This window comes from Pseudomonas sp. SED1 (assembly GCF_034044025.1).
GTDB lineage: Bacteria > Pseudomonadota > Gammaproteobacteria > Pseudomonadales > Pseudomonadaceae > Aquipseudomonas.
In genome coordinates this window covers 42819-59126 of sequence record NZ_JAXCIS010000102.1, presented here as the reverse complement: position 1 = coordinate 59126, position 16308 = coordinate 42819, and the positions used below count along the sequence as shown (strand labels likewise).

The window sequence follows — 16308 nt, the reverse complement described above, 5'->3', positions numbered from 1 at the left end:
AAGATTGTTCAAGACGGCTTGCCGACTGACCTGCGGATTTGAGTGACAAACCCATGCCAAAACGTACAGACATAAAAAGCATCCTGATTCTCGGCGCTGGCCCGATCGTGATCGGCCAGGCCTGCGAATTCGACTACTCCGGCGCCCAGGCCTGTAAAGCCCTGCGCGAAGAGGGTTATCGCGTCATCCTGGTGAACTCCAACCCGGCCACCATCATGACCGACCCGGACATGGCCGACGCCACCTACATCGAGCCGATCAAGTGGCAGACCGTTGCCAAGATCATCGAAAAAGAGCGTCCGGACGCGCTGCTGCCAACCATGGGTGGCCAGACCGCTCTGAACTGCGCACTGGACCTTGAGCGCGAAGGCGTCCTGGAGAAGTTCGGCGTAGAGATGATCGGCGCCAATGCCGACACCATCGACAAGGCTGAAGACCGTTCGCGTTTCGACAAGGCCATGAAGTCCATCGGCCTTGATTGCCCGCGTTCCGGTATCGCCCACAGCATGGAAGAGGCCAATGCGGTCCTCGAGAAGCTTGGCTTCCCGTGCATCATCCGGCCGTCCTTCACCATGGGCGGCACCGGTGGCGGTATCGCCTACAACCGTGAAGAGTTCGAAGAAATCTGCGCCCGTGGCCTGGACTTGTCTCCGACCAAAGAGCTGCTGATCGACGAATCCCTGATCGGCTGGAAAGAATATGAGATGGAGGTTGTCCGCGATAAGAAGGACAACTGCATCATCGTTTGCTCGATCGAAAACTTTGACCCAATGGGCGTGCACACCGGTGACTCGATCACCGTTGCGCCGGCACAGACCCTGACGGACAAGGAATACCAGATCATGCGTAACGCCTCTTTGGCGGTACTGCGTGAGATTGGCGTGGAAACCGGTGGCTCCAACGTCCAGTTCGGCATCTGCCCGGACACTGGCCGCATGGTTGTGATCGAGATGAACCCGCGTGTATCGCGTTCTTCGGCGCTGGCATCGAAAGCTACCGGCTTCCCGATTGCGCGCATCGCTGCCAAGTTGGCGATCGGTTACACATTGGACGAACTGCAGAACGAAATCACTGGCGGCGCGACGCCGGCATCCTTCGAGCCGTCGATCGACTACGTCGTCACCAAGCTGCCACGCTTCGCTTTCGAGAAATTCCCGAAAGCCGACGCCCGCCTGACCACTCAGATGAAGTCGGTCGGTGAAGTCATGGCCATCGGCCGGACCTTCCAGGAGTCCCTGCAGAAAGCCCTGCGCGGCCTGGAAGTGGGCGTTTGCGGTCTGGATGAAAAGCTCGACCTGAGCAATCCGGAAAGCATGAGCGTGCTCAAGCGCGAGCTGACCGTGCCGGGTGCCGAGCGTATCTGGTACGTGGCCGATGCTTTCCGCGCCGGCATGACCGTCGAAGACATCTTCGGCATGAACATGATCGACCCGTGGTTCCTGGTACAGATCGAAGATCTGATCAAGGAAGAAGAGAAGGTCAAGACCCTCGGTCTGTCTTCTATCGACCGCGACCTGATGTTCTGCCTCAAGCGCAAAGGCTTCTCCGACATGCGTCTGGCCAAGCTGCTGGGCGTGACCGAGAAGAACCTGCGCACGCATCGCCACAAGCTGGATATCTTCCCGGTCTACAAGCGCGTTGATACCTGTGCGGCCGAGTTCGCAACCGACACGGCGTATATGTACTCCACCTACGAGGAAGAGTGCGAAGCCGCGCCGTCGGGCCGCGACAAAATCATGATCCTGGGTGGCGGTCCAAACCGTATCGGCCAAGGCATCGAGTTCGATTATTGCTGCGTACACGCCGCTCTCGCCCTGCGCGAAGACGGGTACGAGACCATCATGGTCAACTGCAACCCGGAAACTGTTTCCACCGACTACGACACTTCCGACCGTCTGTACTTCGAGCCGGTAACGCTGGAAGACGTACTGGAAATCTGCCGCGTCGAGAAGCCAAAAGGCGTGATCGTCCAGTACGGCGGCCAAACCCCATTGAAACTGGCCCGCGCACTTGAAGCTGCTGGCGTACCGATCATCGGTACCAGCCCTGACGCTATCGACCGTGCCGAAGACCGTGAGCGCTTCCAGCAGATGGTTGAGCGCCTGAACCTGCGTCAGCCGCCAAACGCCACTGTGCGCAGCGAAGACGAAGCGATCCGCGCAGCCAGCAAGATCGGTTACCCGCTGGTGGTGCGTCCGTCCTACGTACTGGGCGGCCGGGCGATGGAAATCGTCTACGAAGAAGACGAACTCAAGCGTTACCTGCGTGATGCGGTGAAAGTGTCCAACGACAGCCCGGTGCTGCTGGACCACTTCCTCAACTGCGCCATCGAGATGGACGTGGATGCGGTCTGCGACGGCACCGACGTGGTGATCGGCGCGATCATGCAGCACATCGAACAGGCTGGCGTTCACTCCGGTGACTCCGCTTGCTCGCTGCCGCCGTACTCGCTGCCTGCGCACATCCAGGACGAAATGCGTGAACAGGTCAAGAAAATGGCCCTGGAACTGGGTGTGGTTGGCTTGATGAACGTACAGTTGGCGCTGCAAGGCGAAGACATCTACGTCATCGAAGTCAACCCGCGCGCTTCGCGTACCGTGCCATTTGTTTCCAAGTGCATCGGTGTGTCCCTGGCGATGATTGCAGCCCGTGTGATGGCCGGTAAGACCTTGAAGGAAATCGGCTTCACCAAGGAAATCATTCCGAACTTCTACAGCGTGAAAGAGGCGGTGTTCCCATTCGCCAAATTCCCTGGTGTGGACCCGATCCTGGGCCCAGAGATGAAGTCCACCGGTGAAGTGATGGGCGTGGGCGATACCTTCGGTGAAGCGTTCGCCAAAGCCCAGATGGGCGCCAGCGAAGTGCTGCCGACCGGCGGTACTGCGTTCATCAGCGTGCGCGATGATGACAAGCCACTGGTTGCGGGCGTGGCCCGTGATCTGATCAACTTGGGCTTCGAAGTCGTGGCTACTGCCGGGACCGCCAAGCTGATCGAGGCTGCCGGACTGAAAGTACGTCGCGTGAACAAGGTGACGGAAGGCCGTCCACACGTGGTCGACATGATCAAGAATGACGAAGTTACCCTGATCATCAACACCACCGAAGGTCGCCAGTCGATCGCGGACTCCTACTCCATTCGTCGTAACGCCTTGCAGCACAAGATCTACTGCACCACTACCATTGCTGCTGGCGAAGCTATCTGCGAAGCGCTCAAGTTCGGTCCTGAAAAAACCGTGCGTCGCTTGCAGGATCTACACGCAGGATTGAAGGCATGATCAAATACCCAATGACCGTCCAGGGCGCAAAAGCCCTGGAAGAAGAGCACGCTCACCTGACCAAGGTCGTCCGTCCGAAGCTGAGCCAGGATATCGGTACGGCCCGTGAGCTGGGTGACCTGAAGGAAAACGCTGAATACCATGCTGCCCGCGAGCAGCAAGGTATGGTCGAGGCGCGTATCCGTGACATTGAAGGCCGTATGCAGAATGCGGTGATCATCGACGTCACGACCATTCCGAAGACCGGCAAGGTGATTTTCGGCACCACCGTGGAAATCGCCAACGTCGAGACTGACGAAAGCGTGGTTTACCACATCGTGGGTGAAGATGAGGCCGACTTTAAACTCGGCAAGATCTCCGTCGGTTCGCCGCTCGCCCGCGCCTTGATTGCCAAGGAAGAGGGGGATGTGGTGGCCGTCAAGACGCCTGGTGGCGTGATCGAGTACGAGATTGTCGAAGTTCGTCACATCTGAAAGACGGCGCCCGCTTCATGCGGGCGCCATGCTTTGGCAGTTTGCCCAGATGCTTTGGGTCGGCGGCCTATGGCTGTTACACATTGGTGTTCTGCCGGTGCTGGGCCTGATAGGCCTGGCACCGTTGCTGATCGATGAGGTCGGCGGATTACTGAGTGCGTTGCTGGTGGGGTTTGCAGCGGCGTGCGTGACGCTTCAGGCGCTGGTGCTGATCAAGGCCGAAGGCTTGGAGAGTTTGTGGCGGGATATACGCGGGCAACTGCTGTTGATGGCGCTGTATGCGTGCGCAATGTTTTGCGTAGTGCGCATCTTTCTGCCGGAAGCGTTGCGCTGGCAGCTGTTCAGCTATCTTGTGCTAGGGTTTTCCGGGTTGGTGCTGGTTGTACAGCCGGCGCCAGGATGGAGTGGCAGGGCGCGCGAAGCACGCCCGTGACCCTTGTTTCACTTGAAGCGGTGTACGTTCGACAGCTGCTTGTTGACGCTGAAGTTCTTGCGATACAGCAGCGCCATCTTGCCGATGACCTGAACCAGGTCCGCTTTGCCAGCCTTGCACAGTTCTGCAATGGCTGCCAGGCGCGCCTCGCGATCAAGGATGCTGACCTTGATTTTGATCAGTTCGTGATCGCCCAATGCGCGTTCAAGTTCGGCTAACACACCTTCAGTCAAACCGTTGTCAGCCACAGTCAAAACTGGTTTCAGATGGTGGCCAATGGATTTGTACTGTTTCTTCTGCTCTTGAGTGAGCGGCATAATCTGACCCCTGCGTCTGATCTTGTAAAAAGCGGCGGCCAGTTTACCCGAGCGAGTCCGGGACCGCCCAGTTAATCACGACCCGTTTTATTTTCGAGGTGGCCCGTGGCCCGTTCCAAAACTAGCCTTAAGTGGCTGCAAGAGCATTTCAACGACCCTTACGTCAAAATGGCGCAAAAGGATGGCTACCGCTCCCGGGCCAGCTATAAGCTGCTGGAGATTCAGGAAAAGGACAAGTTGATCCGCCCTGGCATGAGCGTTATCGACCTGGGCGCCGCCCCGGGTGGCTGGTCCCAGGTGACCAGTCGTCTGATTGGTGGGCAAGGTCGCTTGATCGCTTCAGATATCCTGGAAATGGACAGCATCCCGGACGTGACCTTTGTTCACGGCGATTTTACCCAGGATGAAGTGCTGGCACAGATACTGGAAGCCGTCGGTAATTCGCAGGTAGACCTTGTGATTTCCGATATGGCCCCCAATATGAGTGGATTACCAGCTGTTGATATGCCGCGAGCCATGTTCCTCTGCGAATTGGCACTGGATCTGGCGGGACGGGTACTACGTCCGGGTGGTGATTTTCTGGTCAAGGTCTTCCAGGGTGAAGGCTTCGACGAGTATCACAAGAACATCCGCAAGCTGTTCGACAAGGTACAGACACGTAAACCTGACTCTTCCCGGGACAGGTCCCGTGAGCAGTATTTGCTGGGTCGCGGCTTCCGTGGCATTGAAGGCGCTGCGAGTGAAGAGCGTTTTTGAGAAATTTGACGGAGGCGATAGGTTTTTTTATATCGCTTTCGTCACGAAGCTTTACGAATATTGTGTAGTCAAAGTTTCACAAAGGGTTACAGACGGCGCCTGCCAGAGTTGTAGGTAATGTAGTAAGTTAGGTCGGTGAATATCATGCGAAGCACGCGCCAGTAGCGGAGCTTGCTTCAGAGGGTAGTTAATTGAACGATATGGCAAAGAATCTGATCCTGTGGTTGATCATCGCGGCTGTCCTCGTGACGGTGATGAACAACTTCTCCAGCCCTAACGAGCCGCAGACCCTCAACTATTCCGACTTCATCCAGCAAGTTAAGGATGGCAAGGTCGAGCGCGTAGCAGTTGACGGCTACGTGATTACCGGCAAGCGCAACGATGGCGACAGCTTCAAGACCATCCGTCCGGCAATCCAGGACAATGGCCTGATCGGCGATCTGGTGGATAACCACGTGGTCGTTGAAGGCAAACAGCCTGAACAGCAAAGCATCTGGACCCAGCTCCTGGTGGCCAGTTTCCCGATCCTGGTGATCATCGCCGTATTCATGTTCTTCATGCGCCAGATGCAAGGTGGTGCGGGAGGCAAGGGCGGGCCTATGAGCTTCGGCAAGAGCAAGGCGCGCCTGCTTTCCGAAGATCAGGTGAAAACCACCCTGGCTGACGTTGCTGGTTGCGACGAAGCCAAGGAAGAAGTGGGCGAGTTGGTTGAATTCCTGCGGGATCCGGGCAAGTTCCAGCGCCTGGGTGGTCGTATTCCTCGCGGCGTGCTGATGGTTGGCCCGCCAGGTACCGGTAAAACCCTGTTGGCCAAGGCCATTGCGGGCGAAGCCAAAGTACCTTTCTTCACCATTTCCGGTTCCGACTTCGTCGAAATGTTCGTCGGTGTCGGTGCCAGCCGTGTTCGCGATATGTTCGAACAGGCCAAGAAGCACGCGCCATGCATCATCTTCATCGATGAAATCGACGCCGTTGGTCGCCATCGTGGCGCCGGCATGGGTGGCGGTCATGATGAGCGTGAGCAAACTCTTAACCAGTTGCTGGTTGAGATGGACGGCTTCGAAATGAACGACGGCATCATCGTGATTGCTGCGACCAACCGTCCAGACGTACTCGACCCTGCGCTGTTGCGTCCGGGCCGTTTCGACCGTCAGGTTGTGGTTGGTCTGCCGGACATCCGCGGTCGTGAGCAGATTCTGAAAGTGCACATGCGCAAAGTGCCAATGGGCGACGACGTGGCTCCGGCCGTGATTGCCCGTGGTACTCCAGGCTTCTCCGGTGCTGACCTTGCCAACCTGGTGAACGAGGCGTCGCTGTTTGCCGCGCGTACCGGCAAGCGCATCGTCGAAATGAAAGAGTTCGAACTGGCGAAAGACAAGATCATGATGGGCGCCGAGCGCAAATCCATGGTCATGTCCGAGAAAGAGAAGCAGAACACTGCTTATCACGAAGCCGGTCACGCCATTGTTGGTCGCGTTGTGCCCGAGCATGATCCGGTCTACAAGGTGTCGATCATTCCTCGTGGCCGGGCGCTGGGCGTTACCATGTTCCTGCCGGAAGAGGATCGCTACAGCCTCTCCAAGCGTGCCTTGATCAGCCAGATCTGTTCGCTGTATGGCGGCCGGATCGCGGAAGAGATGACCTTGGGCTTTGACGGTGTTACCACCGGCGCCTCCAACGACATCATGCGTGCCAGCCAGATTGCACGGAACATGGTGACCAAGTGGGGCCTGTCGGAAAAACTCGGTCCTTTGATGTATGCCGAGGAAGAAGGTGAAGTGTTCCTGGGTCGCGGTGGTGGCGGTCAAGCTGCCAGCTTCTCCGGCGAGACAGCCAAGCTGATCGATTCCGAAGTGCGCAGCATCATTGACCAGTGCTACGGCACGGCCAAGCAGATCCTCTCCGATAATCGTGACAAGCTCGACGCCATGGCTGACGCCCTGATGAAGTACGAGACCATTGATGCCGAGCAGATCGACGACATCATGGCCGGTCGTACGCCTCGCGAGCCTCGCGATTGGGAAGGTGGTTCGGGTACTTCGGGCACTCCGCCAGTAGTACAGAACGAGCGTCCTGAAGCCCCGATCGGCGGCCCGGCTGCTGACCATTAAGGTTTGAAATGACTTCTGCGTTGTCCTCGACCCGGTTGCCTTGCGGCAGCCGGGTTCTTGATTTGGCCCATACACACGTTATGGGCATTCTTAATGTAACCCCTGATTCCTTTTCCGACGGCGGCCGCTTCAGTCAGCTTGATGCTGCGCTGCGACATGCGGAAGCTATGGTGGCTGCAGGGGCGACCCTGATTGATGTCGGTGGCGAATCGACCCGTCCCGGGGCGCGTGCAGTTTCTCCTCTGGAAGAGCTGGAGCGGGTTGCACCTATTGTCGAGCGCATCCACCGAGAGCTGGATGTGATCATCTCTGTCGACACCTCGACGCCGGCCGTCATGCGCGAAACTGCGCGGCTGGGCGCCGGGTTGATCAACGATGTGCGTTCCTTGCAGCGAGACGGTGCCTTGGATGCCGCTGCCGCCACGGGCCTGCCAGTTTGCCTGATGCATATGCTCGGTGAGCCGGGGACGATGCAGGATGACCCGCATTACGACAACCTGGTCGGTGAGGTGAAAGGCTTCCTTGCCGAGCGCATGGCTCAATGTGCAGCCGTGGGGATTGCCCCTGAGCGGATAATCCTCGATCCGGGGTTTGGCTTTGCCAAAACCTTGCAGCACAATTTAAGTCTGTTCAAGCATATGGAATCCCTGCATGCCCTTGGTCGCCCTTTGTTGGTCGGCGTTTCGCGCAAGAGCATGATAGGTCTGGCGTTGAATCGTCCGGTGGGTGAGCGGCTGCATGGCGGCCTGGCACTTGCGGCACTTGCCGTGGTCAAGGGTGCACGTATCTTGCGCGTCCATGACGTGGCCGAGACGGTAGATGTGGTGCGAATGATCGCAGCGGTTGAATCAGCCGAATAAGAATGATGGAGCACTTATGACTAAAAAGTATTTTGGCACGGATGGCATTCGCGGTCGGGTCGGCGAATTTCCGATTACTCCCGATTTCATGCTCAAGCTGGGCTGGGCTGCCGGGATGGCGTTCCGCAGCATGGGTGCCTGCCGCATCCTGGTGGGCAAAGACACGCGTATCTCGGGTTACATGTTTGAGTCCGCGCTGGAGGCAGGTCTGTCTGCTGCCGGCGCTGATGTGATGCTGCTGGGGCCGATGCCTACGCCGGCGATCGCTTACCTGACGCGTACCTTCCACGCTGAAGCCGGTATTGTGATCAGTGCTTCGCACAATCCTCACGATGACAACGGTATCAAGTTCTTCTCGGGCCAGGGCACCAAGCTGCCGGACGAGATCGAGCACATGATCGAAGAGTTGCTGGATGCGCCGATGACCGTCGTTGAATCGAGCAAGCTGGGCAAGGTTTCACGAATTAACGACGCTTCTGGTCGTTACATCGAATTCTGCAAAAGCAGCGTACCAAGCAGTACCAATTTTGCCGGACTGAAAGTCGTCATCGACTGTGCTCACGGCGCGACCTACAAAGTGGCTCCGAGTGTGTTCAAGGAGCTTGGCGCAGACGTTACTGTGCTGTCGGCCCAGCCGAATGGCTTGAACATCAACGACAACTGCGGCTCGACTCATATGGGGCAGTTGCAGGCGGCTGTACTGGCTGAACATGCTGACCTGGGCATCGCGTTCGATGGTGATGGTGACCGGGTCTTGATGGTCGACCATACGGGCGCAATTGTTGATGGCGACGACCTGTTGTTCATCATTGCCCGCGACTTGCACGAGCGTAACAAGCTGCAAGGCGGTGTCGTCGGCACCTTGATGAGCAATCTAGGGCTGGAGCTGGCCCTGGCAGATCTGGGTATTCCGTTTGTGCGCGCCAATGTCGGTGACCGCTACGTGATTGCTGATCTGCTGGAGCGTAATTGGCAAGTGGGTGGCGAAAACTCTGGTCATATCGTCTGCTTCCAGCACACGACTACCGGAGATGCGATCATCGCCGCGCTGCAGGTGCTGCTGGCGCTGCGTCGTCGCGAAGAAAGCCTGGCCCAGGCGCGCCAGGCACTGCGCAAGTGCCCTCAAGTACTGCTCAACGTGCGCTTTGCGGGCGGTGACAACCCTATCGAGCATCCGGCCGTGAAAGAGGCCAGTGAGCGCGTCACTGCTGCGATGGCGGGTCGTGGTCGGGTCTTGTTGCGCAAGTCGGGTACCGAGCCTTTGGTGCGTGTCATGGTCGAAGGCGAGGACGAAACACAGGTTCGCGGCTATGCCGAAGAGCTGGCAAAACTGGTAACTGAAGTTTGCGCCTGAATTCGGCTTGCCAGTGATGATGTGGTTGGGTAACATCTGCGCCCACTTTGACCGACGAGGTACAGCATGCGTCGCACTATGGTAGCTGGTAACTGGAAGATGCACGGTACCCGCGCCAGTGTCGCTGAGCTGATCAACGGCCTTCGTCACTTGGCCTTGCCTAGCGGTGTTGATGTCGCGGTATTCCCGCCTTGCTTGTATATCAATCAAGTGATTGATGGCTTGAAAGGTAAGTCGATTCAGGTCGGCGCGCAGAACTCTGCGGTGGAATCCATGCAAGGTGCGTTGACCGGTGAGATTGCACCGAGTCAGCTGGTTGATGCGGGTTGCTCCCTGGTGCTTGTTGGGCACTCCGAGCGCCGCCAGATCATGGGCGAGCGTGATGGGACACTCAATCGCAAGTTCGCAGCGGCACAGGCTTGTGGCTTGATTCCGGTGTTGTGCATAGGGGAGACCCTTGAGCAGCGTGAGTCCGGTAAAACTCTTGAAGTTGTCGGGCGTCAGCTGGGCAGCATCATCGAGGAGCTGGGAGTCGGTGCCTTTGCAAATGCAGTAATCGCTTACGAGCCGGTCTGGGCCATTGGCACCGGGCTGACTGCTTCGCCGCAACAGGCGCAGGATGTGCACGCAGCCATCCGCGCGCAGTTGGCGGCAGAGAATTCTGAGGTCGCACGAGGTGTGCGGCTTCTATACGGCGGCAGCGTGAAGGCGGCCAATGCGGTCGAACTGTTCGGCATGCCGGATATCGATGGGGGGCTCATTGGTGGAGCTTCCCTGAATGCAGATGAGTTCGGTGCGATTTGTCGCGCCGCGGGAAACTGAAAAAATGCTGGAAACAGTCATCGTTGTTTTTCATCTGCTGGGTGCACTGGGCGTAGTTGCTCTGGTTTTGCTGCAGCAGGGTAAAGGTGCGGACGCTGGTGCGTCTTTCGGGGCAGGTGCTTCAAATACTGTGTTCGGAAGCCAAGGTTCCTCTACCTTTCTTAGTAAGTTTACTGCTATACTTGCCGCCGGTTTCTTCATAACCAGCTTGGGGTTAGGTTACTTTGCTAAAGAGAAGGCTCATGTGCTGACTCAAGTAGGTCTCCCAAACCCAGCAGTGTTGGAAGTACCAAAAGCAAAACCGGCTTCTGATGATGTCCCGGTGCTTCAAGAGCAAAAGTCGGCTACTCCAGCGACTGACGTACCTCCAGCTCAAGAGCAGAAGTAAGAAGGTTGTAAACGCTGTATTGCCGAGGTGGTGGAATTGGTAGACACGCAACCTTGAGGTGGTTGTGCCCATAGGGTGTAGGGGTTCGAGTCCCCTTCTCGGTACCAATTATCAGGAGAGCCCGCTGTTGCGGGCTTTCTTGTAGGTGGAAGGTTACATTGACCCTGTAAGGGATCGGTCGTATACTTCCGCCCCAGCTTTGTCGCGGGGTGGAGCAGTCTGGTAGCTCGTCGGGCTCATAACCCGAAGGTCGTCGGTTCAAATCCGGCCCCCGCAACCAGTTTTAGCGGAGCCCCTTTTAAGGGGCTTTTTGTTAGCTGGACACTTTCAACGCCGCTGTTCGACGGCGTTTCAAGGATGGGCGTTTCGCCCATTTTTTTATTTTGCACAGCATGCACATACATGCACGAGGGGGTTCAGGTGTCGAGCAAGCTAGAAGAGTTGCAGGCCTTGTTGGCCCCGGTGATCGTGGCCCTAGGCTATGAATGCTGGGGTATTGAGTTTTCGGCTCAAGGTCGCCACTCAATGTTGCGCGTTTATATCGATAAAGAGGGCGGCGTGCTGGTGGACGATTGTGCCATTGTCAGCCGTCAGATCAGCGGTGTCCTGGATGTTGAAGATCCGATCTCCGTTGAATACACCCTCGAAGTTTCCTCGCCTGGCATGGAACGCCCACTGTTCACTATTGATCAGTTTGCAAAATTTGCCGGTGAACAAGTGAAGATCAAGCTGCGTTCTCCCTTTGAAGGACGACGCAACTTTCAGGGCCTTCTGCGCGGTGTAGAAGAGCAGGACGTCGTGGTGCAGGTAGAAGACCATGAGTTCCTGTTGCCGATCGATATGATCGACAAGGCCAACATTATTCCCAGTTTTGACTGAGACGCGGATCCCGCGGATCCAATGGCTTGCGAAAGGCGAGGCGTACGATGAGCAAAGAAGTACTGCTGGTTGTTGAGTCGGTATCCAATGAAAAGGGCGTACCGGCAAACGTGATTTTTGAAGCGCTGGAGCTGGCCCTGGCCACTGCTACCAAAAAGCGTTTTGAAGACGAAGTTGATCTGCGTGTGGAAATTAACCGCCACACCGGTGCCTACGAGACTTTCCGTCGCTGGACGGTCGTCGAAGAAGCCGATCTTGATGATCCGGCCATCGAAACCTGGCCGAGCAAGGTTGCTGAAACGCATCCGGGTGCCCAGGTCGGTGATGTCGTCGAAGAAAAGATCGAGTCCATCGAGTTCGGCCGCATCGCTGCACAGACTGCCAAGCAAGTCATCGTGCAGAAGGTCCGCGAAGCCGAGCGCGCTCAAGTCGTTGACGCTTATCGCGAGCGCCTGGGTGAAATCATCTCCGGCACCGTGAAAAAAGTCACCCGCGACAACGTGATCGTCGACCTGGGTAACAACGCTGAAGCGTTGCTGGCCCGCGAAGACATCATTTCTCGCGAAACTTTCCGGGTTGGCGTGCGTTTGCGTGCGCTGCTCAAGGAAATCCGCACCGAGAACCGCGGCCCTCAGTTGATCCTGTCGCGTACCGCGCCGGAAATGCTGATCGAGTTGTTCCGCATCGAAGTGCCGGAAATTGCCGAAGGCCTGATCGAAGTCATGGCTGCGTCCCGCGATCCGGGTTCGCGCGCCAAGATCGCGGTCCGCTCCAAGGACAAACGCATCGACCCGCAAGGTGCTTGCATTGGTATGCGCGGTTCGCGCGTCCAGGCAGTGTCGGGCGAATTGGGCGGTGAGCGTGTGGACATCGTCCTGTGGGACGATAACCCGGCGCAGTTTGTGATCAACGCAATGTCGCCAGCTGAAGTGGCGGCAATTATCGTTGACGAGGATGCCCATGCAATGGACATCGCCGTTGGCGCAGACAATCTGGCTCAGGCCATCGGTCGCGGTGGTCAGAACGTACGTTTGGCCAGCCAGTTGACCGGCTGGACCCTGAACGTGATGACCGAATCGGACATCCAGGCTAAGCAGCAAGCAGAAACCGGTGACATCCTGCGCAACTTCATCGACGAGCTGGAAGTCGACGAAGACCTGGCACAGGTGCTGGTAGATGAAGGCTTTACCAGCCTGGAAGAGATTGCCTACGTACCGTTGGAAGAAATGCTCAACATCGACGGCTTTGACGAAGACACCGTCAACGAGCTTCGCGCTCGGGCCAAGGATCGTTTGTTGACTAAAGCCATCGCTACTGAGGAAAAGCTGGCAGACGCCCATCCGGCCGAAGACCTGCTCTCGCTTGAGGGTATGGACAAGGATTTGGCGATGGAACTGGCGGTGCGCGGCGTAATTACCCGCGAAGACCTGGCCGAGCAGTCTATTGACGACCTGCTCGACATCGACGGCATTGACGATGATCGTGCCGGCAAGTTGATCATGGCCGCCCGAGCCCATTGGTTCGAGTAATTAGGCGCGGCCTGAGGAGAGAAGTGCATGACGCAAGTCACGGTGAAACAACTGGCCGATGAGGTCAAAACACCGGTAGAGCGCCTGTTGCAGCAGATGCGTGAGGCAGGTCTGCCGCACACCGCCGCCGACGAAGGTGTGAGCGATAGTGAGAAGCAGTCTTTGCTGACTCACTTGAAGAGCAGCCACAAGGCGAAAGTGGAAGAACCGCGCAAGATTACATTGCAGCGCAAAACCACCAGCACCCTGCGTGTTGCTGGTAGCAAGAGCATCAGCGTTGAAGTACGCAAGAAGAAAGTCTTCGTACAGCGCAGCCCGGAAGAAATCGAAGCCGAGCGCAAACGCGACCTGGAAGAACGTCGCGCAGTAGAAAATGCTGCTCGTCAGAAGGCTGAAGAAGAAGCCAAGCGTCGCGCCGAAGAAGAAGCGCGTCGCCAGCCTGCTGCTGCGCAACCTGCTAACACTGACGCAGTTGCCGCGCCTAGCGCGCCTGTAGAAGCTGTTCGTGAGGCCGCTCCGGTTGCCGCCGCGCCTGTTCCTGCAGCCGACGCTCGCAAACGCGAAGAACCTCGTCGTCCGGACAAACCACGTGCCGACGATAACAATCGTCGTGGCAGTGGCGATGGTGAGCGCAAAAACGCTCCACATCGTGCTTCGGTCAAAGAGAAGGCGCCAGCGCCACGCGTTGCTCCACGTACTACCGACGAAGAAAGCGACAGCTTCCGTCGCGGTGGTCGCGGCAAGGCCAAGCTGAAAAAACGCAACGCCCACGGTTTCCAGAGCCCAACCGGCCCTGTCGTGCGTGATGTGCAGATCGGCGAGACCATCACTGTTGGCGACCTCGCCAATCAGATGTCGGTCAAGGCTGCTGAAATCATCAAGTTCATGTTCAAACTGGGTACCCCAGCGACCATCAACCAGGTACTGGATCAGGAAACTGCCCAACTGGTTGCTGAAGAGCTGGGCCACAAAGTGACCCTGGTCAGCGACACCGCCCTGGAAGATTCCCTGGCCGAGTCCCTGAAGTTTGAAGGCGAGACCTTCTCCCGTGCGCCAGTCGTGACCGTAATGGGCCACGTTGACCATGGTAAGACTTCGCTGCTCGACTATATCCGTCGTGCCAAGGTAGCTGCAGGCGAAGCCGGCGGCATCACCCAGCACATCGGTGCATACCACGTTGAAACCGAACGCGGCATGGTCACCTTCCTCGACACCCCTGGTCACGCCGCGTTTACCGCAATGCGTGCCCGTGGTGCCAAGGCGACTGACATCGTGATCCTGGTAGTTGCAGCGGACGACGGCGTAATGCCGCAGACCATTGAAGCTGTCCAGCACGCCAAGGCCGCTGGTGTTCCACTGGTTGTTGCAGTGAACAAAATCGACAAGCCGGGCGCCGATCTCGATCGCATCCGTAGCGAGCTGTCGGTTCACGGCGTGACTTCTGAAGAGTGGGGCGGTGATACGCCATTCGTTTCGGTTTCGGCGAAAGTCGGTACCGGTGTAGACGAACTGCTCGAAGCTGTTCTGCTGCAAGCCGAAGTTCTCGAACTGAAAGCAACTCCATCGGCCCCGGGTCGTGGTGTTGTGGTTGAATCGCGTCTCGACAAAGGTCGTGGCCCGGTTGCAACCGTTCTGGTTCAAGACGGTACCCTGCGCCAAGGCGACATGGTCCTGGTCGGTTCGAACTACGGCCGTGTACGTGCCATGCTCGACGAGAACGGCAAGCCAATCAAGGAAGCCGGTCCTTCCATCCCTGTCGAGATCCTCGGCCTGGACGGTACCCCGGACGCTGGCGACGAGATGAGCGTGCTGTCGGACGAGAAGAAAGCCCGTGAAGTGGCTCTGTTCCGTCAAGGCAAGTTCCGCGAAGTCAAGCTGGCCCGTGCTCACGCCGGCAAGCTGGAAAACATCTTCGAGAACATGGGCCAGGCAGAGAAGAAGACGCTTAACATCGTCCTCAAATCTGACGTTCGTGGTTCCCTCGAAGCGTTGAACGGCGCCTTGAATGGCCTGGGTAACGACGAAGTGCAAGTGCGTGTTGTCGGTGGCGGTGTCGGTGGTATCACCGAATCCGACGCCAACCTGGCACTGGCTTCCAACGCTGTACTGTTCGGCTTCAACGTGCGTGCCGATGCTGGCGCACGGAAGATCGTCGAGCAGGAAGGCCTGGACATGCGTTACTACAACGTCATCTACGACATTATCGAAGACGTCAAGAAAGCCCTCACCGGCATGCTTGGCAGCGACGTCCGGGAGAACATCCTGGGTGTGGCCGAGGTGCGTGACGTGTTCCGCTCGCCGAAATTCGGCGCGATCGCCGGTTGCATGGTTATCGAAGGTGTTGTGCACCGTAACCGTCCAATCCGTGTGCTGCGTGAAGACATCGTTATCTTCGAAGGCGAGCTGGAATCCCTGCGCCGCTTCAAGGATGACGCTTCCGAAGTACGTGCCGGCATGGAATGCGGTATCGGCGTCAAGAGCTACAACGACGTCAAAGCGGGTGACAAGATCGAAGTCTACGAGAAGGTTCAGGTTGCTCGCAGCCTCTAACTCGCGCACTTCAAGGGCCACGCGGCGCCCTGGCATGCAAATGCCTGGCGCCGTGTTCGGACTCTAAACGCAACGCCCGGTCTGGCTTTTGTCAGGCCGGGCGTTTGCCGCTTTCAGACCCCACGGGTTTCACCGTGTGGCAGTAACAGGTAACAAGACATGGCAAAAGAATACAGCCGTACCCAACGTATCGGCGATCAGATGCAGCGTGAGCTGGCACAGCTGATCCGTCGTGAAGTAAAAGACCCACGTGTTGGCCTGGTCACCATCACCGCCGTTGAAGTCAGCCGTGACGTTGGTCACGCCAAGATCTTCATCACCGTGATGGGCCAGGACAGCAGCGAAGAAATCGCGCAAAGCATCAAGGTGCTCAACTCTGCCGCAGGCTTCCTGCGCATGCAGTTGGCCCGTGAGATGAAGCTGCGCAGCGTCCCTCAGTTGCACTTCCACTACGACGAAAGCGTCGTGCGTGGCGCGCACCTGTCGGCACTGATCGAGCGGGCCGTGGCTGAAGACAATCAGCACCCGGTATCCGCCACGCCTGAAGACGCCAAGGAGTAA

Annotated in this window: 14 protein-coding genes and 2 tRNA genes; 15 read left to right on the top strand and 1 reads right to left on the bottom strand. The window is 57.6% G+C overall.

What is annotated here, in order from left to right; all coding sequences use genetic code 11:
* Positions 1–53: 53 nt before the first annotated feature.
* From carB to SNL23_RS13495, 3 genes are read left to right on the top strand one after another with little or no spacing between them, the layout of a single operon-like run.
* Positions 54–3275, top strand: coding sequence for a carbamoyl-phosphate synthase large subunit (gene carB / locus SNL23_RS13505; protein ID WP_318302456.1), 3222 nt, complete (start codon positions 54–56; stop codon positions 3273–3275).
* Complete coding sequence (gene greA, locus SNL23_RS13500) at positions 3272–3748, top strand: transcription elongation factor GreA (protein WP_076013757.1); 477 nt, start codon at positions 3272–3274, stop codon at positions 3746–3748. Before carB ends, greA begins: the two co-directional genes overlap by 4 nt.
* Positions 3749–3776: 28 nt before the next feature.
* Positions 3777–4181, top strand: coding sequence for an MFS transporter (locus SNL23_RS13495; RefSeq protein WP_076013756.1), 405 nt, complete (start codon positions 3777–3779; stop codon positions 4179–4181).
* Between the two features lie 8 nt (positions 4182–4189).
* Here the strand turns inward: SNL23_RS13495 and yhbY are convergent, their stop codons facing one another.
* Positions 4190–4498, bottom strand: coding sequence for a ribosome assembly RNA-binding protein YhbY (yhbY, locus tag SNL23_RS13490; RefSeq protein WP_076013755.1), 309 nt, complete (start codon positions 4496–4498; stop codon positions 4190–4192).
* Positions 4499–4603: 105 nt separating this feature from the next.
* On the opposite strand from yhbY, the gene rlmE reads away from it, so the two are divergent.
* From rlmE to rbfA, 12 genes are all read left to right on the top strand, one after another.
* Positions 4604–5254 carry a 23S rRNA (uridine(2552)-2'-O)-methyltransferase RlmE gene (gene rlmE, locus SNL23_RS13485; protein ID WP_003212203.1) on the top strand — a complete coding sequence of 217 codons (651 nt, stop codon included), beginning with the start codon at positions 4604–4606 and terminating at the stop codon, positions 5252–5254.
* A 200-nt stretch (positions 5255–5454) separates the two neighbouring features.
* A complete protein-coding gene (gene ftsH / locus SNL23_RS13480) occupies positions 5455–7365 on the top strand; it encodes an ATP-dependent zinc metalloprotease FtsH (RefSeq protein ID WP_076013754.1) in 1911 nt (636 codons plus the stop codon).
* Positions 7366–7373: 8 nt separating this feature from the next.
* Complete coding sequence (gene folP, locus SNL23_RS13475) at positions 7374–8225, top strand: dihydropteroate synthase (RefSeq protein ID WP_010174322.1); 852 nt, start codon at positions 7374–7376, stop codon at positions 8223–8225.
* Positions 8226–8241: 16 nt separating this feature from the next.
* Complete coding sequence (glmM, locus tag SNL23_RS13470) at positions 8242–9579, top strand: phosphoglucosamine mutase (protein WP_003212196.1); 1338 nt, start codon at positions 8242–8244, stop codon at positions 9577–9579.
* Between the two features lie 66 nt (positions 9580–9645).
* Positions 9646–10401 carry a triose-phosphate isomerase gene (gene tpiA / locus SNL23_RS13465; protein WP_063033212.1) on the top strand — a complete coding sequence of 252 codons (756 nt, stop codon included), beginning with the start codon at positions 9646–9648 and terminating at the stop codon, positions 10399–10401.
* Between the two features lie 4 nt (positions 10402–10405).
* Positions 10406–10789: a preprotein translocase subunit SecG gene (gene secG / locus SNL23_RS13460; protein WP_026078118.1), complete on the top strand. Its 384-nt coding sequence runs from the start codon at positions 10406–10408 to the stop codon at positions 10787–10789.
* A gap of 21 nt (positions 10790–10810) precedes the next feature.
* Positions 10811–10896, top strand: a tRNA-Leu gene (locus SNL23_RS13455).
* 96 nt (positions 10897–10992) lie between these two features.
* A tRNA-Met gene (locus SNL23_RS13450) sits at positions 10993–11069 on the top strand.
* A gap of 140 nt (positions 11070–11209) precedes the next feature.
* Positions 11210–11668, top strand: coding sequence for a ribosome maturation factor RimP (rimP, locus tag SNL23_RS13445; protein WP_159442625.1), 459 nt, complete (start codon positions 11210–11212; stop codon positions 11666–11668).
* A gap of 47 nt (positions 11669–11715) precedes the next feature.
* On the top strand, positions 11716–13197 hold the full coding sequence (nusA, locus tag SNL23_RS13440) for a transcription termination factor NusA (RefSeq protein ID WP_003212187.1): 1482 nt from the start codon (positions 11716–11718) through the stop codon (positions 13195–13197).
* Positions 13198–13224: 27 nt separating this feature from the next.
* Complete coding sequence (gene infB / locus SNL23_RS13435) at positions 13225–15747, top strand: translation initiation factor IF-2 (RefSeq protein ID WP_318302455.1); 2523 nt, start codon at positions 13225–13227, stop codon at positions 15745–15747.
* 159 nt (positions 15748–15906) lie between these two features.
* Positions 15907–16308, top strand: a complete 402-nt coding sequence (gene rbfA, locus SNL23_RS13430; protein WP_017478568.1) for a 30S ribosome-binding factor RbfA — start codon at positions 15907–15909, stop codon at positions 16306–16308.

Coding starts and splice junctions, on each gene's coding strand:
- greA (WP_076013757.1), top strand. CDS start 3,272: ATGATCAAATACCCAATGACCGTCCAGGGCGCAAAAGCCCTGGAAGAA.
- nusA (WP_003212187.1), top strand. CDS start 11,716: ATGAGCAAAGAAGTACTGCTGGTTGTTGAGTCGGTATCCAATGAAAAG.
- glmM (WP_003212196.1), top strand. CDS start 8,242: ATGACTAAAAAGTATTTTGGCACGGATGGCATTCGCGGTCGGGTCGGC.
- folP (WP_010174322.1), top strand. CDS start 7,374: ATGACTTCTGCGTTGTCCTCGACCCGGTTGCCTTGCGGCAGCCGGGTT.
- infB (WP_318302455.1), top strand. CDS start 13,225: ATGACGCAAGTCACGGTGAAACAACTGGCCGATGAGGTCAAAACACCG.
- SNL23_RS13495 (WP_076013756.1), top strand. CDS start 3,777: ATGCTTTGGCAGTTTGCCCAGATGCTTTGGGTCGGCGGCCTATGGCTG.
- rbfA (WP_017478568.1), top strand. CDS start 15,907: ATGGCAAAAGAATACAGCCGTACCCAACGTATCGGCGATCAGATGCAG.
- tpiA (WP_063033212.1), top strand. CDS start 9,646: ATGCGTCGCACTATGGTAGCTGGTAACTGGAAGATGCACGGTACCCGC.
- ftsH (WP_076013754.1), top strand. CDS start 5,455: ATGGCAAAGAATCTGATCCTGTGGTTGATCATCGCGGCTGTCCTCGTG.
- yhbY (WP_076013755.1), bottom strand. CDS start 4,498: ATGCCGCTCACTCAAGAGCAGAAGAAACAGTACAAATCCATTGGCCAC.
- carB (WP_318302456.1), top strand. CDS start 54: ATGCCAAAACGTACAGACATAAAAAGCATCCTGATTCTCGGCGCTGGC.
- secG (WP_026078118.1), top strand. CDS start 10,406: ATGCTGGAAACAGTCATCGTTGTTTTTCATCTGCTGGGTGCACTGGGC.